Here is a 22,791-nt window from a genome sequence, read left to right on the forward strand (position 1 = left end):
GGTTATATCCCAGAGAATTCAAGGAGTTAGAAGATGGCAGCTAAAGACGTCGTATTCGGTGATTCCGCCCGTGCCAAGATGGTTGAAGGCGTGAACATCCTCGCGAACGCTGTGAAGGTCACGCTGGGCCCGAAGGGTCGCAACGTTGTCCTGGAACGCAGCTTCGGCGGCCCCACGGTCACGAAAGACGGTGTGTCGGTCGCGAAAGAGATCGAACTGAAAGACAAGCTCCAGAACATGGGCGCGCAAATGGTCAAGGAAGTGGCTTCCAAGACCAGCGACAACGCAGGTGACGGCACCACGACCGCAACGGTCCTGGCACAGTCCATCGTTCGCGAAGGCATGAAGTACGTTGCATCGGGCATGAACCCGATGGACCTGAAGCGCGGTATCGACAAGGCTGTGTTCGCAGCGATCGAAGAACTGCGCAAGATCAGCAAGCCGTGCACGACCAACAAGGAAATTGCACAAGTCGGCGCGATCTCGGCAAACAGCGACTCGTCGATCGGCGATCGTATCGCTGAAGCAATGGACAAGGTCGGCAAGGAAGGCGTCATCACCGTCGAAGACGGCAAGTCGCTGCAAGACGAGTTGGACGTTGTCGAAGGTATGCAGTTCGACCGCGGCTACCTGTCGCCGTACTTCATCAACAACCCGGACAAGCAGGTTGCCGTGTTGGAGAACCCGTTCGTGCTGCTGCACGACAAGAAGGTGTCGAACATCCGTGATCTGCTGCCGATTCTGGAACAGGTCGCCAAGGCTGGCCGTCCGCTGCTGATCATCGCGGAAGACGTTGAAGGCGAAGCACTGGCTACGCTGGTGGTGAACAACATCCGCGGCATTCTGAAGACCGTTGCTGTCAAGGCTCCGGGCTTCGGCGATCGTCGTAAGGCCATGCTGGAAGACATCGCGATCCTGACCGGTGGTCAGGTCATCGCTGAAGAAACCGGCCTGACGCTCGAAAAGGCAACGCTGGCCGAACTGGGTCAGGCGAAGCGTATCGAAGTGGCGAAGGAAAACACCACGATCATCGACGGCGCAGGCGAAGCGGCCAACATCGAAGCACGTGTGAAGCAGGTTCGCACGCAAATCGAAGAAGCTACGTCGGACTACGACCGTGAAAAGCTGCAGGAACGCGTTGCCAAGCTGGCAGGCGGCGTTGCAGTAATCAAGGTCGGCGCTGCGACCGAAGTCGAAATGAAGGAAAAGAAGGCACGTGTCGAAGACGCACTGCACGCAACGCGCGCAGCTGTGGAAGAAGGCATCGTCGCTGGCGGCGGCGTCGCGCTGATCCGCGCACGTACGGCTATCGCTGGCCTGAAGGGCGCTAACGCCGATCAGGACGCAGGTATCAAGATCGTGCTGCGCGCGATGGAAGAGCCGCTGCGTCAGATCGTCACGAACGGTGGCGAAGAAGCCAGCGTCGTGGTGGCGGCAGTTGCTGCTGGCACGGGCAACTACGGCTACAACGCTGCAACCGGCGAGTACGTCGACCTGGTCGACGCTGGTGTTGTCGACCCGACGAAGGTAACGCGCACGGCGCTGCAGAACGCAGCTTCGGTGGCAGGTCTCCTGCTGACCACCGACGCAGCTGTTTGCGAACTGCCGAAGGAAGATGCACCGATGGCCGGCGGCATGCCCGGCGGCATGGGCGGCATGGGCATGGACATGTAATTCCGGGTTGGGCCTCATTGCGAGGCTCACCAGGAAGACATGGGGAAGCGCGCTGAAAGGCGTGCTTCCCATAAAAAAACCCGCAGACACTGCGGGTTTTTTTATGGGCGCTCGCCGCAAGCTGAAGCGCCCGGATCAGAAGGCGCGGCCCCAGCTCGGGTGGCCGGCGCGCACCTCGCGCAAGCGCTCAGTGGCGCGCTTCGCCTGGTGCTGCGTCCTTGCCGGCGGCCGGCGGCGTTTCGTCATCGCTGCTGCGCGCCCAGAAGAACCGGTCCGGCATATACGCGCCCATGCCCGGCCGGAACGCGTTGCGCACGGCCTGATACAGATACTCCTGCGCCTCGCGCACGGCTTCAGCCGGCTCCTGGCCGTTGGCCAGCAACGCGGCGATGGCCGACCCCAGCGTATCCGTCAGCCCCATGATCCGATGGCTGCCACGGTCCCACATGTCCTGGCGCAACTGGCCGTCTTCGCTGAACAGCGTGTTGACATGCCGGTGCGTGCCGGTTTCCGTCGACAGAATATATTCGCAGCCTTGCGACAGCAGATGCGAGATCGCGGCGTCGAGGCTCGGTGCTTCGGCGTCGCCGTCCGGTTGAGCGAGCGCGAGCAGCGTGGTCGCGTCGGCGACCAGCAGGGTGGTTTGCGGCGCGAGCAGATCGGCGATCGCTTCGCGCAGTTCGTCGGCGGAGAGCACGTGCTCGTCGTCGAGCGTGAAGTCGGGGGCGAGAATCAGCGGAATGTCGTCGTAATCGGCGACGACTTCGGCAATCGCGCTCACGACTTCCGCGCGCGTGCAGGCGCCCACCTTGAACGCGGCGATCGGCATGTCTTCGAGCAGCATCCGGGCCTGGGTCGCGACCACTTCGGGGTCGAGTCCGGTGACTTCGTCGCAGCTCGCCGAGTCGCGCACGGTGTAGCCCGTGAGCACGGAGACGCCGTGGCAGCCCATGCTGGCAAGGGTCATCAGGTCGGCTTGCAGGCCGGAGCCGCCGGTGGGATCGGAAAGGCCGAAGGTGAGGACGATCGGAGGCGTGTCGCTGGGCATGAAGATTGGCTGAAAGAGGCTGAATTTGGGCGCAGAGGGTGCGCAATCGGCTCAATTATGCGGCCTAAACCGCCGCCGGGGCGTTTTTTCGCATCCCGCCACGCGTTGCCGCGGACGGGCGGCGGCCGGGCGCGGCAACGCGCCGCAACCGCGGTGGCGGCCGACGCAAACGGCATAGCCGAAGGCCGTCGCAGGCTACGATTGCGTGTTTCTGGTTGCTAGGCATTGGGGCGGCAACACGGTACCATCATGGCTCCCGTTTCCACGGACTCTACGACGCGACACAAGAATGGAATATCAAAGCTGGATGTGCCTGATTTGCGGGTGGATTTACGACGAAGAAGCCGGTTTGCCGGAGGAGGGCATTGCGCCGGGCACCCGCTGGGAAGACGTTCCCATCAACTGGACCTGTCCGGAGTGCGGCGCGCGGAAAGAAGACTTCGAGATGGTCCAGATCTGAAGTGCGGGCGCAGCCGGCATGCCGGTCCAGGGCGCGTGCCGCGTATTCCGGGCGCGGCGGCGGCACCGTGTTTCGCGGCCGGCGTGGCGCACCGGACCGAATGCGCCGGGCGCGCTCCGGGTTCTGCCCCGATGCGTCCACGCGGAACGTCCTCGCTCGCGCTGTGTCGCAACGTTAGTCTGTCATTGTCCTGTCGCCGGTTCGCGCGTTAGCCGATCAGTCGGCGCGCGGCGCGAAGCGACGGCCCGTCAGCTTCGTGTCGCCTGCCCATGACCCTTCGATCCGCTGCACCCGTTTCCTTCGATGCCTTGCCGAATCCGCGCGGCGGCGCTGTCCGTCCCGCCGAACTCGCGTTGGCCGAGGCGCTGCTGGCGTTCGAACAGCACGGCGAGAGCACCTCGGCGCTGCTGCGTGCGTCGCATGCATTACGCGGGGCCGGCTGGCTGAGCGCGCAGCGCTTTGCCGACGCGCTGGTGCGGCTCTCGCCGCTCGCGGCGGGCGACCCGGCCGAGGCGGCAAGCGCGCGGCCCGTGTTCGGCGCGGCTTTGCGCGACTTCCGCGCGGCGCTCGAACGTCACAATCTGCGCGAGCTGTCCTGTTCGCCCGTGCTGTTCGATCATTACCGGGCGCTCTGCGCGCATCTGTCCGAGCACACACCCGGTTCAACCGTCGCGTTCGAAGATCTCGCGCTGACCGCGCGGCCGGTGCCGCCGGTGTCGCTGCATGCCAGGTCCGCCGACCAGCTGGCCCATCTGCGCGCACGCTATGAGCGCGCGCTGCTGCCGGTGCTGCGCTCGCAGGCCGATACCGGCAGTGCTGCGGCGCTCGCCGTCACCAACGCGGCGCTCGACGAACTGGACGCCGTTTTCAGCGAACTTGCCGGCCCGGACCCCTACGATTTCTGGCGCCTCGCCAAGGCTTGCGGCAAGGCCTTGCGGGCCGGCGGCCGCGCCGCGGGTGAAACCGACGCACGGCGTTTCTACGCCCGTTGCAACCTCGCGCTGGCCGACCACGCACGCGGTATCGAGCTTGCGCCGCGCTCCCTCGTGCGCGCGACGCTCGCGCTGCTGTGGCGCGACTACGCGCTGTTCGGCGCCGCCGCGGAAGACGCCGATCAGGTGGAACTGCTGCACGACTACGGCTTGACGGTCGACTGGCATGTTGCGGGCACCCAGGCATCGGAAATGCTTTGGGAAGCGGGCGCGTTGCAGGCCCAGGCCGTCAGCGCCACCCGCAGCGCACTGACGCGCGAATTGGGCGTGCTGACCGTCAATGCGAACGCGTACGAAGATTTTCTGCAGACGGCAGATGCCTCGATCGCCGCGCTGACCGAACATGCCCGTGCGGCCGACCAGCCGGAGAAAGCCGATCCCAGCGAAGCACTGCAAGCGGGCGACGCCGCCTACCGGCTCGGCTCCGCCGCGTGCGCGCTGGGGCTCGGCCACGTTGCGCTGCTGGCCGATGCGCTGGGACTTGCCTGGCGGCGTCGGGCGCATGCTGGCGTGTCGACGCCCGCGGTGCGCGCGCATGTGATCGTGGGCGCGCCTGCGGCGAGCACGCTCGAACAGGCCGCGGAGGCCTTGCGCGCCACGCTGCACAAAGTCGCCGCGGGCGTCGCACCAGCCGGTGGCAACGCCGCGCTGGCGGCGTTGACGCGTTCGATCGAACAGGGCGGCGCGTAAGCTGTATTCATGAGCTGTATTTGTGCGAGGCAGGCGCGCTGAGCCGTATATAAGCCGCATATGAGCCGGCGGCAACGGGCCGCCATCACACAACCCGGGCGGCACGCAACAGCTGTGCCGCAAAACAGCGCGAACCCGCACGGTGGCGAGCGCCCGCGTGCGTGATAGAGTGCAACCTGATTCGCCGTCGATGGCTCACGGCTCGCTTCATGGCACACATCGCGGTTCCACGCTCAAAGCCCCGCCATCCTGCATCGTCTTTGCTAAAATCCGAACTATGTCCAAGAGTACCGATCGCATCAATCTGACCAACCAGTTCCTGATCGCCATGCCGAACATGGCGGATCCGACGTTTTCAGGAACGGTGGTCTACCTTTGCGATCACAGTGAGCGCGGCGCGCTCGGCCTCGTGATCAACCGGCCGACCGATATCGACCTGCAAGCGCTCTTCAGTCGCATCGATCTCAAGCTCGAGATCGAACCCCTTCTCCATGTACCCGTGTATTTCGGCGGCCCGGTGCAAACCGAGCGCGGCTTCGTGCTGCACGATCCAAAAGACGGCAACGCGTACACCTCGTCCATGTCGGTGCCGGGCGGTCTCGAAATGACCACCTCGAAAGACGTGCTCGAAGCCGTGGCGAGCGGCACGGGGCCCGAACGTTTCCTGCTCACGCTCGGCCATGCCGGCTGGGGCGCGGGGCAGCTCGAAGAAGAGATTTCGAAAAACGGCTGGCTGACGGTCGAAGCCGACCCGAAAATCGTTTTCGACGTGCCCGCCGAAGAGCGCCTCGAAGCGGCTTTGGCTCTTCTCGGCATCAATCTGTCGATGCTTTCGGGCGAGGCGGGTCACGCATGAGCCTGGCCGCCGGACGTGAGGCGACGCTGCTTGCGTTCGACTACGGTGAAAAACGCATCGGCGTGGCGGTCGGCAATTCACTGACGAAGAGCGCGCGGCCGCTCGTGATCGTGCAGAACCGCAGCCGCGAATACCGGTTCGAAGCGGTCGGCAAACTGATCGCCGAGTGGAAGCCGAACGCGCTGGTGGTCGGCTTGCCGATGCATCCAGACGGTACGCCGCACGAAATGACACAACTCGCGAAGCGCTTCGGCAATCAGCTGAACGGCCGCTTCAATCTCCCGGTCACGTGGATCGACGAACGCTATTCGTCGGTCGAGGCGAAGGCGGAGATCCGCGCCGGCAACGGCCGCGCCGACATGCTCGACGCCGAAGCCGCCAGCATCATCCTCCAGCAGTATCTAGACGGACTTTCCGACGATCATGAGTTCCATTGACGCCGAAGCGCTCTATCGCGCGTTGCTCGACCAGATTCGCGCGGTATATGGCGACAGGCTCGGCGCCGCGCAGGACGGCAACGAAGGCGCCGTGCTGGCGGGCATCTACAGCGGCGGCGCGTGGCTCGCCGGGCGGCTGGCGCGCGACCTGAACCTGCCGGGCTTCGGCGTGGTGAACGTGGCGCTGCATCGCGACGACTACGCGAAGAAAGGCCTGCACTCGCAGGCGAGCCCGACCTCGCTGCCGTTTCCGGTCGACGGCCGCCGTATCGTGCTGGTCGACGACGTGCTGTACACCGGCCGCACGATTCGCGCGGCGCTGAACGAGTTGTACGACTACGGCCGCCCGGCAGCGGTCGATCTGGCGGTGCTCGCCGATCGCGGCGGGCGCGAATTGCCGGTGGCGGCACGCTTTGTCGGCGGCGTGGTGGACATTCCCGCCGACGCCACGCTCGTGCTGGCCCGCACCGAAAGCAGTGAGGCGGACGGCACGCCCGGTTCGCAGCGTTTCACTTTTCACACTGAAGCACGCGTCGATTGAGCGCGGCGATATGCGCGATGCGCATGTCGCGCCCGCGCCGCAATTGGCGCGTCGATCAGCGCATCGATCGGCATCGGCGGCATTGCACCGCGTCATGAGCACCGCGCAAAAAAGATTGGTCGAGCCGCTCACCGCAACGTCGCGCGAATGCCAGCCCGGCATCGTCACACGCAGTCCGCTCGACACCGGTCACGTTGAAGCCCGTATTTGAAGCAGGTATACCCATGAACACCGCCACCCAGGCTCCCAAGGATTCCGCCGACAGCGCCACCGAGCGCTTCCGTTATGGCTTCCTGAAGGGCAACCCGCAGCTCACGAAAAACGGCGAGCTGAAACATCTGTTGTCGATCGAGGGTTTGCCGAAGGCGATCGTCAATCACATTCTCGACACCGCCGACCAGTTCGTCAGCGTGACCGATCGCGAAGTGAAGAAGGTGCCGCTGCTGCGCGGCAAGTCGGTGTTCAATCTGTTCTTCGAGAACTCGACGCGCACCCGCACCACTTTCGAGATCGCCGCGACGCGTCTTTCTGCGGACGTGCTCAATCTGAACATCAACGCGTCGTCGACCAGCAAGGGCGAATCGCTGCTCGACACGATCAACAACCTCTCGGCGATGCACGCCGATATGTTCGTCGTGCGCCACGCATCGAGCGGCGCGCCGTATCTGATCGCCCAGCATTGCGCGCCGCACGTGCACGTGATCAATGCCGGCGACGGCCGTCATGCGCACCCTACGCAGGGGCTGCTCGACATGTACACGATCCGCCACTACAAGAAGGATTTCACCAAGCTGCGCGTGGCGATCGTCGGCGATATTCTGCATTCGCGGGTCGCGCGCTCGGACATCCATGCGCTGACCACGCTCGGCGTGCCGGAAGTGCGCGCGATCGGTCCGCGCACGCTGCTGCCGGGCGGCCTCGAACAGATGGGCGTGCGCGTGTTCCACAATCTCGACGAAGGCCTGAAGGACGTCGACGTGATCATCATGCTGCGTCTGCAGAACGAACGGATGAGCGGCGCGTTGCTGCCGTCGGCGCAGGAGTACTTCAAGAGCTGGGGCTTGACGCCCGAGCGTCTCGCGCTCGCCGCGCCAGAGGCGATCGTGATGCACCCGGGCCCGATGAATCGCGGCGTCGAAATCGATTCGCAGGTGGCCGACGGACCGCAGTCGGTGATTCTGAATCAGGTGACCTTCGGTATCGCCGTGCGCATGGCGGTGATGGGGATCGTGGCCGGCAATCACGACTGATCCCGCAGGCGGCAAGCGGCGTCACGCGACAAGCGTCACGGCACCGCGAAAGCACAGTGCGAACACGCGGCTTGGCACGCGCAACGCAGCTGAACACCAGGCTGAACATAAGGTAGCGCATGAAGATTCATATTCAAGGCGGCACGCTGATCGATCCGGCGGCGGGCACCGAACAGCAGCAGGACATTTTTATCGCGGCGGGCAAGATCGCCGCCATCGGCAATGCGCCTGCGGATTTCAACGCGGACAAGACGATCGACGCCCAGGGCCTCCATGTCATGCCGGGTCTGGTCGATCTGTCCGCGCGTTTGCGCGAGCCGGGCTACGAACACAAGGCCACGCTCGAATCCGAAATGACCGCGGCGCTCGCAGGTGGCGTGACGAGCCTCGTCTGTCCGCCGGACACCGATCCGACGCTCGATGAACCCGGCCTCGTCGAGATGCTCAAGTTCCGCGCGCGCAATCTGAACCAGGCGCATGTGTATCCGCTCGGCGCGCTGACGGTCGGCCTCAAGGGGCAGGTCATCACCGAGATGGTCGAGTTGACCGAAGCGGGCTGCATCGGCTTTTCGCAGGCCGACGTGCCTGTGGTCGATACGCAGGTGCTGCTGCGCGCGCTGCAATACGCGAAGACCTACGGCTATACCGTGTGGCTGCGTCCGGTGGATGCGTATCTCGGCAAGGGCGGCGTGGCCGCGAGCGGCGCGCTGGCGTCGCGGCTCGGGCTGTCGGGCGTGCCGGTATCGGCGGAAACCATCGCACTGCACACCATCTTCGAACTGGTGCGCGTGACTGGCGCGCGGGTGCATCTGTCGCATGTGTCGTCGGCGGCGGGCATTGCGTTGATGCGCGCGGCGAAGGCCGAGGGCTTGCCGGTATCGTGCGACGTCACGGTGAATCACGTGCACCTGATCGACCTCGACATCGGCTACTTCGACGCGCAGTTCCGGCTCGATCCGCCGCTGCGCCAGCAGCGCGATCGCGAGGCGATCCGCGCGGGTCTCGTCGACGGCACGATCGACGCGATCTGCTCCGACCACACGCCCGTGGACGACGACGAAAAGCTGCTGCCGTTCGCCGAAGCGACGCCCGGCGCGACCGGACTGGAGCTGTTCCTGTCCTTGACGGTGAAGTGGGCGGACGAAGCGCGCGTGCCGCTCGCCAAGGCGCTGAACCGCATCACCGCGGCGCCCGCCAAGGTGCTCGAACTGGACGCGGCAGGCCGTATCGCGGTGGGCGGCGTGGCCGATCTGTGCGTGTTCGATCGCAACGCGCATTGGCGCGTTGAGCCGCGTGCGCTGAAGAGCCAGGGGCACAACACGCCGTTCCTCGGCTACGAACTGCCGGCACGTGTGCACGCGACGATCGTGTCCGGTCACGTCGCATTCGAACAGCGCTGATGGCCGCGGCGTTGCCGCGCTTATTGTCCAGTAAATTGGCCGGCTTGCCGGCCAGTCAAGGAACGCCCCGACCATGAAGCTCGCGTTACGCAAGGCCCGTCTCGTCGTTCATCTGCTGCACGGCATGTGGACCGTGGCGACGCGCTTTCCCAAAGCCAGCGCGGACGTGCGCCACACGCTCAACCGCGAATGGTCGCTGAAAATGCTGCGCCTGTGCGGCATGCGGCTCGTCGTGCATAACGACAGCGCGCGGCTCGATCGCGGCGCGCTGGTGGTCGCCAACCACATCTCGTGGATCGACATCTACGTGATCAACGCGTGGCGGCCCACGCCGTTCGTCTCGAAGGCCGAGATCCGGCAATGGCCGGTGGTCGGCTGGCTCGCGCAGCAACTGGACACGGTGTTCATTCAGCGCGAGAAGCGCAGCGACGCGAAGCGCATCATGCATGAACTGTCCGACCGCCTGGGCGCGGGCGAGTTGATGTGTGTGTTTCCCGAGGGCACCACGTCCAATGGTCTCGCGGTGTTGCCGTTTCACGCGAACATGTTTCAGGCGGCCGTGTCGGCGTCCGTGCCGGTGCAGCCGCTGTGCATCATGTATGAGGACGCGCAGGGCCGGCAATCTACCGCGCCGGCTTATATCGACGATCTGTCGCTCGCCGATTCGCTGAATCTGCTGCTGCGCGGCGGCCCGCTGACCGCGCATGTTCATGTCGGTGCGCCGCTGGCGCCGGGCGCGGACCGGCGTACGCTGGCGGCGGAAGCGGAAGGCGTGATCGTGGCCGCGTTACGGCAGATGCAAAGCGGCAGCGCGATTAGCGGTGCGGTCATGGCCGGGCAGGCCGCCACGCCCGCGCCCACGGCCACGCGGATCGAACCGGCCAACCAGGCCGGCCAGGCGGGTCAGGTGGATGAGGTCGATCAGATCGATCAGTCAGGGCGATCGGCCTAGCGGCCGACCGGGGTTGCGGCGCCTAGTTGCCGCCGCCCGGTGCGCGGCAGTTTTCGCAACCCACCTGCGTCAGCGTGCGTTCCGCGGGGTTTTGCGCAAGACGCACGGCGGACAGTTTTTCGCCCCACACGCAGCCCGAGTCGAGTCCGATCAGATTGTCGCGCAAGGTCAGGCCGAGCGCGGCCCAATGGCCGAATACGACCGTGACGCCGGCGGTTTCGCGCGACGGCACATCGAACCACGGCATGCAACCGGGCGGCGCCGCGTTCAGGCCGCCGCTGCTGCTGAAATCCATTACGCCTTCGGCGGTGCAGAAGCGCATTCGGGTCAGCGCGCTGCAGGTCAGGCGCAGCCGCTCGATACCCTTCAGGCCGGGCTTCCAGCGGTTCGGCTCGTTGCCGTACAAACCGGCAAGCGTCTCTTTCCAGTTCGGCGCGCACAAGGCGCGGTGCAATTCGTCGGCGAGTTCGAGCGTCATGGTCACATCCCACTGCGGCAGAACGCCCGCATGCACCATCAGCATGCCGTTGTCGAAATGCGCGAGCGGACGGTGGCGGACCCAATCGAGCAGGTCGGCGGCGTCCGGCGCGGTGAGAATCTCGTCGATGGTGTCGCCTTTCTTCGACTTGCGAATCCCCGCCGATACCGACAGCAGATGCAGGTCGTGATTGCCCAGCACCGGCACCGCGCGCTCGCCCAGCGCGATCACGTCGCGCAGCGTGGCGAGCGATTCGGCGCCGCGGTTGATCAGGTCGCCCGCGAACCACAGCGGCGTGCCGGCCGGCGGCGCGGCCTTGGCGAGCAGTTGCTGGAACGGCGTGCGGCAGCCTTGCAGATCGCCGAAAGCGAGCGGGACGAGGGGCTGACCGGAAGGAGCGGGAGACGAAGTGGCGGGTGTCATCAAGGAAGTGAGTGCGGTTTGATACACGCTGTTACGCACGAGGCGTGCCGCGTTGGGCGGTGCAGCATACTAGCGTGACATAATAGCCCGTTTGAAGTGCCCATATCGCGTCAGGCGGCGTAAGGCGCCGCTGGCAAGCGTCACGGCGAACGGCGCGCGTGATAGTGCGGCACAACACGACGACCCTCGTGAACGGAGAAAAGCATGTCGTCTCTTCATGCAAAGCAGCCTATCCGTACGCTCGTTACCGGCGCAAGCGGCTTTACCGGCCGCTACCTGGTCGATAACCTGCTCGGCCGGGGCCACACTGTGATCGAAACGGTCGCCGGGCGCGATGAGCCTGAAACGCCAACCCGCGTGAGGCTCGACATCACGTCGCCGGACGCCTGCCGGCGCGCGATCGAAATCGCGCGCCCCGACTATATTGTCCATCTGGCTGCGATCAGTTTCGTGGGGCATAACGACCCGCTCGACTTTTACCGCGTCAACGTGATCGGCACGCTGAATCTGCTGGAGGCCTGTGCCGCCGTCGGGCATACGCCGCGCAAGCTGCTGATCGCGAGCAGCGCGAACGTCTACGGCAACGTGACGAGCGAGGCTATCGACGAGAGCTTTCCGGTCACGCCGGTCAATCACTACGCCGCCAGCAAGGCGGCGATGGAAACGATGGTGCGGACCTGGTTCGACCGGCTGCCGATCCTGATTGTGCGGCCGTTCAACTATACCGGGCGCGGCCAGGCGTCGAACTTCCTCGTGCCGAAGATCGTCGGGCACTTCGCGCGTCGCGAAGCGTCGATCGAACTCGGCAATATCGATGTCGCGCGCGATTTCTCCGACGTACGGTATGTGGCAAGCGCTTATGAAGCGCTGCTCGACTCGGAGGCCGCGGCCGAAACCGTCAATGTCTGCACCGGCACGCCTTTTACGCTGCGCGAAATTCTCGCGGCGGCAAGCGATCTGACCGGACATGAGTTGGAGATTCAGATCAATCCCGCCTTCGTGCGGCAAACCGACGTGAAAATGCTGGCCGGTTCGCCCGCCAGACTGCGCACGCTCGTGCCGACCGTCGAGGCGATTCCGTTCATGGATACGCTGCGCTGGATGCTTGCGGCATAAACCCGCATCGGCGCTGATCGGCGGTTCTTTTTGAGTCGTGATGACGCGCGACTTTCGTTCGCGTATAAACAATCGTAGTGCGCCGCGCGGACGCTGCGGGTTTGTTCAGACATGTGCGGCGTCCGATTCCCGTTTTCCCTCACGCGCATTGCGCTGATTCAGCTGCCAGCCGTTTCATCGGTATGACGATTCGTCATGCTTGCGGTCGCTTGCCGCGACATTCGTCGTGAAAGTGACGACCGAATTAAACGATCGAAACCAAATTTGTCAAGCTGTTTCAAGTTGTTAGGGTTCTAGTTTTTAACCTGGGTCCCTTTATAATCGGGGCTTCATAAGATTGGCGTTTGAACGCCCGCCTGCTGTGCAAGGCGGTGGCGGCGGGCGTCGACAAGATTCCGCACCACAACGCGCGGTGGCAGATCTGCCAACCATCCGATCTGCGGCCAACATCTAGAAGGGAATTTCATGATTCTGGTAACGGGCGGCGCCGGTTTTATCGGCGCCAATTTCGTGCTCGACTGGCTCAATGCCTCGGACGAAGCGGTACTGAACGTGGACAAGCTGACGTATGCCGGCAATCTGGGTACGCTCAAGTCACAACAGGGCAACCCGAAACACGTTTTCGTGCGCGCGGATATCTGCGATCGCAGCGCACTCGACGCGTTGTTTGCCGAGCACAAGCCGCGTGCCGTGCTGCACTTTGCCGCGGAAAGCCACGTGGACCGTTCGATTCATGGACCGGCCGATTTCGTGCAGACGAACGTGGTCGGCACCTTCACGCTGCTCGAAGCAACCCGCCAGTACTGGAACGCGCTCGGCGAAGCCGGCAAGGCCGCGTTCCGCTTCCTGCACGTTTCGACCGACGAAGTTTTCGGCTCGCTGTCCGCTACCGATCCGCAGTTCTCCGAAACCACGCCGTATGCGCCGAACAGTCCTTACTCGGCCACCAAGGCCGGTTCCGACCACCTCGTGCGCGCCTACCATCATACGTATGGGCTGCCGGTGCTGACCACGAACTGCTCGAACAACTACGGTCCGTACCAGTTCCCCGAAAAGCTGATTCCGCTGATGATCGCCAATGCGCTCGCCGGCAAGGCGCTGCCGGTCTACGGCGACGGCCAGAACGTGCGCGACTGGCTGTACGTGGGCGACCACTGCAGCGCGATCCGCGAGGTGCTCGCGCGCGGCACACCCGGCGAGACGTACAACGTGGGCGGCTGGAACGAGAAGAAGAACCTCGAAGTGGTCCACACGCTGTGCGACCTGCTCGACCAGTTGCGTCCGAAGGCGGGCGGGTCGTACCACGACCAGATCACGTATGTGAAAGATCGTCCGGGCCACGACCGCCGTTATGCGATCGACGCGCGCAAGCTCGAACGTGAGCTTGGGTGGAAGCCCGCGGAAACGTTCGAAACGGGTCTCGCGAAGACGGTCCAGTGGTATCTGGACAATCAGGCGTGGTCGGACGAAGTCGCCTCGGGCGAGTACCGCAAGTGGGTGGCCAAGCAATATGCGTGATAAGGCCAGTTCGGTGCCCATCCTCCTTGTTACCGGAAGTCGAGGCCAAGTTGGCTTTGAGTTGCGCCGGAGTTTGGCTTCGCTCGGCAACGTGGTAGCGCTCGACCGTTCGGTCTGCGATCTGAGGAGTCCCGACTCCATCCGTAGCGTGGTGCGAGAAGTGCAGCCGGACGTGATTGTGAACCCGGCCGCGTACACGGCCGTTGACGCAGCGGAAAACGACGCGGAACTCGCATACGCCATAAACGGCGTGGCCGCCGGCGTGCTGGCTGAAGAAGCAAAGTCGCTTGGCGGCCTCCTGGTGCACTATTCGACCGACTATGTTTTCGATGGTCGGAAGGATGGTCCATACGTCGAGACCGACGTTGTCAATCCCCAATCTGTCTATGGCAAAAGTAAGCTTGCCGGCGAGCAGGCTATTGCGGAAAGAGGTGCAACGGCAATCGTGCTGCGCACTTGTTGGGTAGCTGGTGCGCATGGCAGCAACTTCGCCAAGACTATGCTGAGGCTCGGTCGCGAACGCGACAGCCTGCGCGTGATCGCTGACCAATACGGAGCGCCGACGACAGCGGCGTTGATCGCCGACGTGACCGCGCAGATCGTCGCGCGCCACTGGCTTCACGGGGATCGCGCGGCATTCGCGTCGGGTGTCTACCATCTTGCTGCGGCCGGCCAAACATCGTGGCATGGCTACGCAACCGAGGTGCTGCAATTTGCTGCGGCGCGCGGCGTCGAACTGAAAGTCGATCTCGCCCGTATCGAGCCCATTGCTACAGCTGACTATCCGCTACCCGCTCCGCGTCCGGCCAATTCCCGTCTCGATACGCACAAGCTGCGCCAAACCTTCGGTATCAATCTCCCCGATTGGCGCGACGGTGTGCACCACCTGCTAGAACAGATTCTTCCGTGAGTAAAAAACATGCGTAAAGGCATTATCCTAGCCGGTGGGTCCGGCACGCGTCTTTACCCGATCACGCGGTCGGTGTCGAAGCAACTGCTACCCGTCTACGACAAGCCGATGATCTACTATCCGCTGTCGACGCTGATGCTGGCGGGTATTCGCGACATCCTTGTGATCTCCACGGCGGAAGATACGCCGCGTTTTGCAGAGATGCTCGGCGACGGCAGCGCTTGGGGCATCGATCTGCAATACGCCGTGCAGCCTTCGCCCGATGGACTTGCGCAGGCCTTTATTATCGGCCGTGAATTCATCGGCTCTGATCCTTGCACGTTGATTCTCGGCGACAACATTTTCCACGGGCATGATCTCGTGCGTCAGCTGACACGTGCGGGGCAGTCCGAGCAGGGCGCGACTGTATTCGCCTATCACGTGCACGATCCGGAGCGTTATGGGGTAGTTGAGTTCGACGAGAATTTCCACGCGCTATCGCTGGAAGAAAAGCCGCTCAAGCCGCGCTCCAATTATGCGGTGACTGGTCTTTATTTCTACGACAACCAGGTCTGCGACATTGCAGCTGACGTCAAGCCGTCAGCACGTGGCGAGCTCGAAATCACGGATGTCAACAAACGATATCTGGAAATAGCTCAGCTCGACGTTGAGATCATGGGGCGTGGATATGCGTGGCTGGATACAGGCACGCACGATTCGCTGCTTGAGGCCGCCAGTTTCATAGCGACGCTGCAGAGTCGGCAGGGGCTGATGGTGGCCTGCCCGGAAGAGATTGCGTACCGCAGCCATTGGATCAGTGCCGAACAGGTCGAACGCCTCGCTGGACCGCTTGCCAAAAATCGATACGGCCAATACCTGAAACAGATCATTTCGGAAGCAGTTAAATGAGCATGACCGTCATCGCAACCGAGATCCCGGACGTATTGATCCTCGAACCCAAGGTGTTCGGAGATGATCGCGGCTTCTTTTATGAAAGCTTTAATGCTCGTCGTTTCGAGGAGCTCACTGGTGTGAAGCGCGAGTTCGTTCAAGACAATCATTCGCGGTCGGCGCGCAACGTGCTGCGAGGACTGCATTACCAGATTCAAAATCCGCAAGGGAAGCTGGTGCGCGTCGTAACCGGTGAGGTATTCGACGTAGCGGTAGACCTGCGCAAGCAATCGCCGACATTTGGGCGTTGGGTGGGCGTCACACTGTCGGCAGAGAACAAACGGCAGTTGTGGGTGCCGGAAGGCTTTGCGCACGGCTTCGTCGTGACTTCCGAATATGCCGAGTTTCTGTATAAGACTACGGACTATTGGTACGCGGAACATGAGCGCAGTATTGTTTGGAACGATCCTCAGATTGGCATCCAGTGGCCGATCGTTGGCCAGCCGGCGCTTTCGGGAAAGGATGCTGCAGGGGTCAGCTTCGAGTCAGCTGAGGTCTATCGGTGAATCCACATGCACCCTATTCAACGGGGCCGCTTAGCGTCGTACGCAGTGTCACGAACCATCGTCAGCTGATCAGGCAACTCGTCGCACGCGAGGTGGTGGGCCGGTATCGTGGATCGATCATGGGTCTGGCGTGGTCGTTCCTCAACCCGCTGCTGATGCTCATCATTTACACATTCGTCTTTTCCGTAGTTTTCAAGGCGCGCTGGGGGACCGGAGGTACTGAGGATCGCAGCGAGTTTGCTCTGATCCTGTTCGCCGGACTGATCATGCATACGCTGTTTAGCGAGTGCGTAATCCGTGCGCCCGGCGTTGTTCTTGGTAATGCGAACTATGTCAAGAAGGTCGTGTTCCCTCTGGAGATTCTTTGCTGGGTGAGCCTGGGCTCGGCTCTGTTTCATGCTCTCGTTAGCTGCGGCGTGCTGCTGGTTGCCATGGTCGTGATTCGCCATACTATGCCCTGGACTGTTGTCCTGTTTCCGCTGGTGCTAATCCCATTCGTGCTTGGGGTGATCGGCCTAAGTTGGGCGCTGGCCGCATTCGGCGTATTTGTCAGGGATATCGGTCAGTTGATGGGGATGGTGACAACGATCCTGATGTTCTTGACGCCGATCTTTTATCCGGTGACTTCGTTGCCGGAGCGCTTTCGTGTCTGGGTCTATCTGAATCCATTGACCTGGGTAGTTGAGCAAGCGAGGAACACATTGATCTTCGGCAAGGTACCGTCTTTCCATGGCTGGGCGATCAGCATGATTCTCGGTGCGCTCGTTGCATGGGGTGGCTTCTGGCTTTTCCAAAGGCTGCGCAGAGGATTTTCCGATGTCATCTGAGATTGTCATTCGCGTTAAGAATCTCTCGAAGTGTTTCAATATTTATGATCAGCCTCGAGACAGGTTGAAACAAGCGATCTTGCCGCGCCTGCAGCGCTTGTTCGGCCGGCCGCAAAAGAGCTATCACAAAGAATTCTGGGCACTCAGAAACGCGGACTTCGAGATCAGAAGAGGGGAGACGGTTGGGATTATCGGCCGTAACGGCTCGGGAAAGTCTACCTTGTTGCAGTTGCTGTGCGGCACTCTGACGCCGACTCACGGAGATATCGAGGTCACCGGAAAAGTCGCCGCGTTGCTCGAACTGGGCGCAGGTTTCAATCCGGAATTCACCGGCCGTGAGAACGTGTTTTTAAGCGGTTCCTTCTATGGACTGACTCGCGAGCAGGTGCAGGAGCGTTTTGATCGCATCGCAGCGTTTGCAGACATCGGCGACCATATCGAACAGCCGGTCAAGACGTATTCGAGCGGTATGTTCGTGCGCCTCGCGTTCGCAGTGATTGCGCACGTCGACGCCGATATTCTTGTGATCGACGAGGCGCTGTCGGTCGGCGACGCGGTATTTACGCAGAAATGCATGCGCTTCATCCGCTCATTTCAGGAGAAGGGGACGCTGTTATTCGTGAGCCATGATATGCAGTCAGTCGTGAATCTGTGCCGCAATGCGATCTGGCTGAATGCGGGCGAAACGAGGATGAAAGGCACTTCCAAAAATGTGTCGGAGGCTTACCTCAAGTACACGTTGCAGGAAGTCTACGGGGAAGAGGCGATTCTGCTGTCGGCCGCGCCGAAAGAAAGCACGCTGGATGCGCCGATGTTTGAGGAAGCGGGTCCGCCGATGCTGGACTATGAAGCGGTCGCATCTGTGAGCTCTAACTTGTTTGACGCGAAAGGTTGGAAGACTGGCGACGCGGAAATTGAAGCGGTACAACTCGAGAGTCTCACCGGCGAGAACGATGGCATTTTGCGAGGCGGTGAATTGGTCAGAATGGTGGTCAGGGCTCGTGCGCACCAACCGCTTGAGCGGCCAGTTATAGGTTTTATGGTGCGTGACCGTCTTGGTCAGAACTTGTTCGGGGAAAACACATTGTCGCTTACTGCTCTCGATCAGGCGCGCGTTGCTGCCGGCCAGATGTTCGAGGGGGAGTTCGTATTCCGCCTGCCAATGTTGCCGGATGGGCAGTACTCAGTCACCGCGTCGGTGGCAGACGGAGATCTCCATAACAACGTACAGCATCATTTGCTTCACGACGCACTTATCATCAACGTGGCGTCGAGCAAGGTTCGCTGGGGATTGGTCGGTGTGCCCTTCGAGCGGGTTACCCTGAATTGCATATGATGAAATCGATAAGACAACTCTACAAAGAGCACGAAGGCAAAGTCTCCGACAAATGGTCGCTTTACCTCGATGAATACAATCGTCTGTTTGCACCGTATCGGGACCAGCCGATCCGCATGCTCGAAATTGGCATCCAGAACGGCGGTTCGCTGGAAATCTGGTCCAAATACTTTGCGCAAGCAAGGACCCTGGTCGGGTGCGACATCAATCCCGATTGCTCGAAACTGATCTATGCGGATCCCCGTATTTCTGTGGTGGTCGGTGATGCGAATACCGATGAAAGTGCCGCGGAGATCCTTGGCCACTCGGCTCGCTTCGATGTGGTTATCGATGATGGATCGCATCGTTCCAGTGACATCGTGCGCTCATTCGCACGCTATTTTCCTGCACTCAACGACGGCGGCATTTTCGTTGCGGAAGATTTGCATTGCAGCTATTGGCAGGACTTCGAAGGCGGACTTTACGATCCGTACTCGTCGATCAATTTTTTCAAACGTATCGCCGATGTTGTCAACCATGAGCATTGGGGCGTAGCGAAAGCAAACCGCACTGTGCTTCAGGGAATGTTCAAACGGTATGGCTGCGAATTGTCTGACGCTGAGCTTGATCGCATTCATTCGGTGGAGTTTATCAATTCGATCTGCGTAATCCGGAAAGCGCCACCCGACCAGAACCGCTTGGGCAAACGTTTCATCGCCGGTGAGCTTGAAGTTGTCGTGCCGGGCCATCGAGCGCTTCTTGGCACGGATGCGGATGTGCCGGATCAGTCCGCCAATCCGTGGACGGTCATGGCGATGCCACCGGACGAGGAATATGAACTCCTCAAGACGCAAATCGAGTATCTGAAGCGCGCGGCGAGCGTGCACGACCAAGAACTCCGTGCGCGAGACACGGTGATCAGGCAGCGCGATCAGGAGATCGAGCGGCTCAACGGCGTCGTCAATGAATTCAAAAACGAAATCGGCAAATATCATGGCGTCGTCATGTCGCGTGATGCTGAGCTCGAAGCAATCAGAACCTCTAACAGTTGGCGTATCACCGCGCCCTTGCGTCGGGTAGGCGGGGTTGCGCCGAAGCTGCGCTATCGCGTCGGCGGAGTGGCCGGCCTCGTGCGTCGGCATGGCGTCGGCTATCTGGCCGGCAAAGCATGGGATATTTTCCGCCAGCAGGGCGCGGGCGGTTTGCGCCAGCGCGCTTCGCTTACATTGCGGCAGCATCACCTCAGCGTAGCGCCGCCCGTTGCGCTTCGCCATCCTGAGGCGAACTATTTTCCAGTTACGCCGGTCGATCGTCCGCCGCTGCCTGCGGTAACAGTCGACGTTGTGATTCCCGTATATCGAGGTCTCGATGAAACACGCAAATGTATCGAGTCCGTGCTGAAAGCGCATTGTGCAGCCAACATGCGCGTCATCGTGATCGACGATGCGAGCCCTGAGCCTGCAGTTTCCGCTTATCTCGACAGCCTGCCACAAACGCCGGAATTCAAGGTCATGCGCAATGAAGTCAATCTCGGCTTCGTCAAGACAGTGAACCGCGGTATGCGGCTTGAACCTGCCAATGACATTGTCCTGCTGAATAGCGACACCGAGGTGGCTGATGGCTGGTTGGACAGACTCGTCTGGCACGCGTACAGCCAGTCGAAAATCGCATCGGTGACCCCGTTTTCCAACAACGCTACGATTTGTAGCTATCCGACTATCTATGGCACGCGCGTGTTGCCGCATGGGGAAACGCTCGAAGCTCTGAATCAGGCTTTCTATACGGCCAATGCTGGGCGCGCGGTCGAGTTGCCGACAGGTGTCGGTTTTTGCATGTACATCCGTCGCGCGTGTCTCGATGAATTGGGTCTGTTCGATGAGGAAGCGTTCGGCAAAGGCTACGGCGAAGAGAACGATTTCTGTCTGCGCGCGTTAGCGCGCGGTTGGACGCACTTGCTGGCGACCGACACATTCGTGTATCACGCCGGGGAGGTCAGCTTCGCGGATTCCAGCTCACCGGGCAAAGCGCGGGCTATGGAAGTTCTGCGTGAGCGTTACCCCGATTACGAAACCAGGATCGTCGAACACGTGACTCAAGGTGACGCTGAGCCGTTCCGCATTGCAGCGACGGCAGCGCGCTTCCGGCTTAGCCGTAAACCCGTCACGCTCATGATCGGTCATCATCTGGGCGGCGGTACCGAGAAGCATCTGCTAGATCTGGCTGATAGCCTCGTGCCGGACGCGTTTTGTCTGGTGCTGTCGCCGGCGAGTGACGTTGCTAACCGGATAGTCTTGCGCGCGGCTAATGTCGCCGACAGCTTCGAACTGCCGCTTGATCTACCGCAACATGAACGTTTCCTTTGGGAATTGCTGAAGTCGTTTGGCGTAACGCGCGTTCACTTTCATCATTTGCTCGGTTTGCCCGAATCGGTCCGGGAGGTCGTTCGGCAGCTTGGTGTACCGCACGACTTTACGGTGCACGACTATTACACCATCTGCCCCCAGGTCAATCTCGCGATTGAAGGGCGTTATTGCGGTGAGCCGGAAAACGGCAAATGCAACGCTTGTATTGCAAAGCGCCCATCGCACGGTGCGCAGGATATCGATTGGTGGCGCCAGAAGCACGCGTGGGTCATTGATGACGCGGCCCGGGTAATGTGCCCGACGCACGATGTGGCGCAACGCATCCGCCGTTACCGTCCGGCAGCCAACACGGTTGTCGCCAGCCATGAGTGTGCAGCGCCGGTACCTGTGAAGGCGCCGACGCTGAGCGCTGACGAACCACTGCGTGTGGTGATGCTCGGCTGGCTCGCCACTCACAAGGGTGGCCCACTGGTCGCCGAATGCGTCGACTTCGCCAGACGCCAGAAGCGTCCGATGCACTTCCACCTTATCGGTCGCTCGGTCGATCCGATTGAAACGTCGAGCACATATAGCGAAACAGGCGAATACACGGACGACAATGTCCAGAGCCTGATTACCGAAGCCGATCCACACCTGATCTGGCTACCGTCGACCTGGCCCGAGACGTACAGCTACACGCTCAGCGCAGCGTTGACTGCCGGCGTGCCGGTGGCTGCGCCGAACATCGGTGCCTTTCCGGAGCGCTTGAGTGGCCGCGATTGGAGCTGGATCGTTCCGTGGGATAGCACGGCCCTGCAGATGCTGGACTTCTTCGAGGAAGCACGTGCGTTCCTTGAGCGTGGTCTGTCGCCGGCTCCAGGTGAGGGCGGCGAAGCTCCTCCGCAAGGTTTTTATAACGGTGCCTATCAGGCTGAGTTGACGAACGCGCAAGTTACACCGATTGACCTACGGCGTCCGGGTGTACCCAGTGTGCTTGCCGTTGTGGAGACCTACGGCAAGCATGCTAGCCCGTGTGCTTATATTCGAGTTCTACTACCGTTGCTGAAGATTGCATCGAAACGACCGTTGACTGTCAAAGTCGTCGAAGCAGACTACCTCAGCGATTACGTTGCAGATGTAGTCTATACGCATCGAGTCGCGCTTTCGGGTGGCGACGCACTTACCGCGGTCGAGCATTGCCGCCGCAACGACATGCGGCTTGTGTACGATCTCGACGATGATCTGCTCGCCATTGCCGAAAGCGATCATCCGGAACGTGAAGCGTATGCCGGCTACGCGCAGAGTATTCGTCTGCTGGTGTCCGAGGCGTCCAGCGTGCATGTTTCAACCGATCCATTGCGCCAGAAACTAGCAGCATTCAGTCGCCATGTGAAGCTCGTTCCGAACGCTTTGGACGACGGTCTGTGGCACCTGTCCGACGCGAGACCGGCCCGAGCGTCTGGGCAGTCGGTATCGATCCTGTACATGGGTACGCAAACGCATGCCGTCGATTTTGAAATGGTCAAACCGGCCCTCGCTCGTCTGAAGAGCAAGTATCGCGACCAGGTGAGGATTTGCGTGATCGGGGTGACGCAAGATCGCGAGAAATCCGATGTCTACGAATTCGTCGATGCGCCGTCGCGGGTGAGCGGCAGCTACGCCGCCTTCGTTGAATGGCTGGTCGAGAAAGGCAACTTCGATATCGGGATTGCGCCGCTGCTTGATAGCGAATTTAACGCCGGCAAAAGTGGCATCAAGTTCCTCGACTATGCAGCGTTGGGCTTGGCGATCGCGTGTTCGGACGTGCGTTCCTATCGCTCCGTAGTTAGGCATGAGGAAACTGGTGTGCTGGTCAAGAACGACGAGAATGCGTGGTACGAGGCGTTGGACCGACTTGTGTCCGATTCGCAATATCGCACCCGTCTTGCGACCAATGGACGAGCTGATTTGATCGCGCATCACACGCTGTCGAGCGTATACGAGAATTTCCCGGGAATGTGGTTGCTCTGAACCCAAGCCGAATCGCGTCGACAACTATGTCGACCCTGAGGTCAAGGAGCTGGCGCAAGGCAGCTCCTTTGTTTGACAACCCCGGTCCGACGGGTTTGCCGTCGCAGAAGGATGCC

At 61.6% G+C, this 22,791-nt stretch carries 19 protein-coding genes; 17 read left to right on the forward strand and 2 right to left on the reverse strand.

Annotated features, from left to right (window positions below; all coding sequences use genetic code 11):
• Positions 1-33: 33 nt before the first annotated feature.
• Positions 34-1,674: a chaperonin GroEL gene (gene groL, locus BXE_RS03180; RefSeq protein WP_007178995.1), complete on the forward strand. Its 1,641-nt coding sequence runs from the start codon at positions 34-36 to the stop codon at positions 1,672-1,674.
• A 187-nt stretch (positions 1,675-1,861) separates the two neighbouring features.
• Here the strand turns inward: groL and BXE_RS03185 are convergent, their stop codons facing one another.
• Positions 1,862-2,722 (reverse strand): hydroxymethylpyrimidine/phosphomethylpyrimidine kinase, encoded by an 861-nt coding sequence (locus BXE_RS03185; protein ID WP_007178993.1) that lies wholly within the window; start codon positions 2,720-2,722, stop codon positions 1,862-1,864.
• A gap of 289 nt (positions 2,723-3,011) precedes the next feature.
• Here BXE_RS03185 and BXE_RS03190 point away from each other — a divergent pair, with 289 nt between their 5' ends.
• The 8 genes from BXE_RS03190 to BXE_RS03230 all read left to right on the forward strand — a co-directional run bounded on the left by BXE_RS03190 (position 3,012) and on the right by BXE_RS03230 (position 10,300).
• A complete protein-coding gene (locus BXE_RS03190; RefSeq protein ID WP_007178992.1) occupies positions 3,012-3,182 on the forward strand; it encodes a rubredoxin in 171 nt (56 codons plus the stop codon).
• Positions 3,183-3,451: 269 nt separating this feature from the next.
• A complete protein-coding gene (locus BXE_RS03195; RefSeq protein WP_011486985.1) occupies positions 3,452-4,864 on the forward strand; it encodes a hypothetical protein in 1,413 nt (470 codons plus the stop codon).
• Between the two features lie 277 nt (positions 4,865-5,141).
• Positions 5,142-5,720, forward strand: a complete 579-nt coding sequence (locus BXE_RS03200) for a YqgE/AlgH family protein (RefSeq protein WP_007178990.1) — start codon at positions 5,142-5,144, stop codon at positions 5,718-5,720.
• Positions 5,717-6,157 carry a Holliday junction resolvase RuvX gene (ruvX, locus tag BXE_RS03205; RefSeq protein ID WP_007178989.1) on the forward strand — a complete coding sequence of 147 codons (441 nt, stop codon included), beginning with the start codon at positions 5,717-5,719 and terminating at the stop codon, positions 6,155-6,157. The genes BXE_RS03200 and ruvX overlap by 4 nt, the downstream gene beginning before the upstream one ends.
• Positions 6,144-6,698: a bifunctional pyr operon transcriptional regulator/uracil phosphoribosyltransferase PyrR gene (pyrR, locus tag BXE_RS03210; protein ID WP_011486987.1), complete on the forward strand. Its 555-nt coding sequence runs from the start codon at positions 6,144-6,146 to the stop codon at positions 6,696-6,698. Before ruvX ends, pyrR begins: the two co-directional genes overlap by 14 nt.
• Positions 6,699-6,922: 224 nt before the next feature.
• The gene (locus BXE_RS03220; protein ID WP_007178987.1) at positions 6,923-7,948 is read left to right on the forward strand and encodes an aspartate carbamoyltransferase catalytic subunit; all 1,026 of its coding nucleotides are present in this window, start codon (positions 6,923-6,925) and stop codon (positions 7,946-7,948) included.
• Positions 7,949-8,067: 119 nt separating this feature from the next.
• Complete coding sequence (locus tag BXE_RS03225) at positions 8,068-9,348, forward strand: dihydroorotase (RefSeq protein WP_011486988.1); 1,281 nt, start codon at positions 8,068-8,070, stop codon at positions 9,346-9,348.
• Positions 9,349-9,421: 73 nt separating this feature from the next.
• The gene (locus BXE_RS03230) at positions 9,422-10,300 is read left to right on the forward strand and encodes a lysophospholipid acyltransferase family protein (protein ID WP_011486989.1); all 879 of its coding nucleotides are present in this window, start codon (positions 9,422-9,424) and stop codon (positions 10,298-10,300) included.
• Positions 10,301-10,322: 22 nt separating this feature from the next.
• On the opposite strand, the gene BXE_RS03235 is transcribed toward BXE_RS03230, so the two are convergent.
• Positions 10,323-11,201, reverse strand: coding sequence for a symmetrical bis(5'-nucleosyl)-tetraphosphatase (locus tag BXE_RS03235; RefSeq protein WP_011486990.1), 879 nt, complete (start codon positions 11,199-11,201; stop codon positions 10,323-10,325).
• A gap of 204 nt (positions 11,202-11,405) precedes the next feature.
• Here BXE_RS03235 and BXE_RS03240 point away from each other — a divergent pair, with 204 nt between their 5' ends.
• The 8 genes from BXE_RS03240 to BXE_RS43195 all read left to right on the forward strand — a co-directional run bounded on the left by BXE_RS03240 (position 11,406) and on the right by BXE_RS43195 (position 22,675).
• Positions 11,406-12,317, forward strand: a complete 912-nt coding sequence (locus BXE_RS03240) for a GDP-mannose 4,6-dehydratase (protein WP_007178983.1) — start codon at positions 11,406-11,408, stop codon at positions 12,315-12,317.
• A gap of 465 nt (positions 12,318-12,782) precedes the next feature.
• Positions 12,783-13,835 carry a dTDP-glucose 4,6-dehydratase gene (rfbB, locus tag BXE_RS03245; RefSeq protein WP_011486991.1) on the forward strand — a complete coding sequence of 351 codons (1,053 nt, stop codon included), beginning with the start codon at positions 12,783-12,785 and terminating at the stop codon, positions 13,833-13,835.
• Positions 13,828-14,745, forward strand: a complete 918-nt coding sequence (rfbD, locus tag BXE_RS03250; protein WP_011486992.1) for a dTDP-4-dehydrorhamnose reductase — start codon at positions 13,828-13,830, stop codon at positions 14,743-14,745. Before rfbB ends, rfbD begins: the two co-directional genes overlap by 8 nt.
• Positions 14,746-14,754: 9 nt before the next feature.
• The gene (gene rfbA / locus BXE_RS03255; RefSeq protein ID WP_011486993.1) at positions 14,755-15,633 is read left to right on the forward strand and encodes a glucose-1-phosphate thymidylyltransferase RfbA; all 879 of its coding nucleotides are present in this window, start codon (positions 14,755-14,757) and stop codon (positions 15,631-15,633) included.
• Positions 15,630-16,181 (forward strand): dTDP-4-dehydrorhamnose 3,5-epimerase, encoded by a 552-nt coding sequence (rfbC, locus tag BXE_RS03260; RefSeq protein WP_011486994.1) that lies wholly within the window; start codon positions 15,630-15,632, stop codon positions 16,179-16,181. Before rfbA ends, rfbC begins: the two co-directional genes overlap by 4 nt.
• On the forward strand, positions 16,178-17,008 hold the full coding sequence (locus BXE_RS03265) for an ABC transporter permease (protein WP_011486995.1): 831 nt from the start codon (positions 16,178-16,180) through the stop codon (positions 17,006-17,008). The genes rfbC and BXE_RS03265 overlap by 4 nt, the downstream gene beginning before the upstream one ends.
• Complete coding sequence (locus BXE_RS03270) at positions 16,998-18,344, forward strand: ABC transporter ATP-binding protein (protein WP_011486996.1); 1,347 nt, start codon at positions 16,998-17,000, stop codon at positions 18,342-18,344. The genes BXE_RS03265 and BXE_RS03270 overlap by 11 nt, the downstream gene beginning before the upstream one ends.
• Positions 18,341-22,675 (forward strand): glycosyltransferase, encoded by a 4,335-nt coding sequence (locus tag BXE_RS43195; protein WP_011486997.1) that lies wholly within the window; start codon positions 18,341-18,343, stop codon positions 22,673-22,675. The genes BXE_RS03270 and BXE_RS43195 overlap by 4 nt, the downstream gene beginning before the upstream one ends.
• Positions 22,676-22,791: the final 116 nt, after the last annotated feature.

This window comes from Paraburkholderia xenovorans LB400 (assembly GCF_000013645.1).
GTDB classification, from domain to species: Bacteria; Pseudomonadota; Gammaproteobacteria; order Burkholderiales; family Burkholderiaceae; genus Paraburkholderia; species Paraburkholderia xenovorans.

Excerpts from the sequence above, each read along its gene's own strand:
- ruvX (WP_007178989.1), top strand. The coding sequence starts at position 5,717 with ATGAGCCTGGCCGCCGGACGTGAGGCGACGCTGCTTGCGTTCGACTAC.
- BXE_RS03220 (WP_007178987.1), top strand. The coding sequence starts at position 6,923 with ATGAACACCGCCACCCAGGCTCCCAAGGATTCCGCCGACAGCGCCACC.
- BXE_RS03230 (WP_011486989.1), top strand. The coding sequence starts at position 9,422 with ATGAAGCTCGCGTTACGCAAGGCCCGTCTCGTCGTTCATCTGCTGCAC.
- BXE_RS03190 (WP_007178992.1), top strand. The coding sequence starts at position 3,012 with ATGGAATATCAAAGCTGGATGTGCCTGATTTGCGGGTGGATTTACGAC.
- BXE_RS03240 (WP_007178983.1), top strand. The coding sequence starts at position 11,406 with ATGTCGTCTCTTCATGCAAAGCAGCCTATCCGTACGCTCGTTACCGGC.
- groL (WP_007178995.1), top strand. The coding sequence starts at position 34 with ATGGCAGCTAAAGACGTCGTATTCGGTGATTCCGCCCGTGCCAAGATG.
- rfbA (WP_011486993.1), top strand. The coding sequence starts at position 14,755 with ATGCGTAAAGGCATTATCCTAGCCGGTGGGTCCGGCACGCGTCTTTAC.
- BXE_RS03195 (WP_011486985.1), top strand. The coding sequence starts at position 3,452 with ATGACCCTTCGATCCGCTGCACCCGTTTCCTTCGATGCCTTGCCGAAT.
- rfbD (WP_011486992.1), top strand. The coding sequence starts at position 13,828 with ATGCGTGATAAGGCCAGTTCGGTGCCCATCCTCCTTGTTACCGGAAGT.
- BXE_RS03270 (WP_011486996.1), top strand. The coding sequence starts at position 16,998 with ATGTCATCTGAGATTGTCATTCGCGTTAAGAATCTCTCGAAGTGTTTC.
- BXE_RS03225 (WP_011486988.1), top strand. The coding sequence starts at position 8,068 with ATGAAGATTCATATTCAAGGCGGCACGCTGATCGATCCGGCGGCGGGC.
- pyrR (WP_011486987.1), top strand. The coding sequence starts at position 6,144 with ATGAGTTCCATTGACGCCGAAGCGCTCTATCGCGCGTTGCTCGACCAG.
- BXE_RS03200 (WP_007178990.1), top strand. The coding sequence starts at position 5,142 with ATGTCCAAGAGTACCGATCGCATCAATCTGACCAACCAGTTCCTGATC.
- BXE_RS43195 (WP_011486997.1), top strand. The coding sequence starts at position 18,341 with ATGATGAAATCGATAAGACAACTCTACAAAGAGCACGAAGGCAAAGTC.
- BXE_RS03235 (WP_011486990.1), bottom strand. The coding sequence starts at position 11,201 with ATGACACCCGCCACTTCGTCTCCCGCTCCTTCCGGTCAGCCCCTCGTC.
- rfbC (WP_011486994.1), top strand. The coding sequence starts at position 15,630 with ATGAGCATGACCGTCATCGCAACCGAGATCCCGGACGTATTGATCCTC.
- BXE_RS03185 (WP_007178993.1), bottom strand. The coding sequence starts at position 2,722 with ATGCCCAGCGACACGCCTCCGATCGTCCTCACCTTCGGCCTTTCCGAT.
- rfbB (WP_011486991.1), top strand. The coding sequence starts at position 12,783 with ATGATTCTGGTAACGGGCGGCGCCGGTTTTATCGGCGCCAATTTCGTG.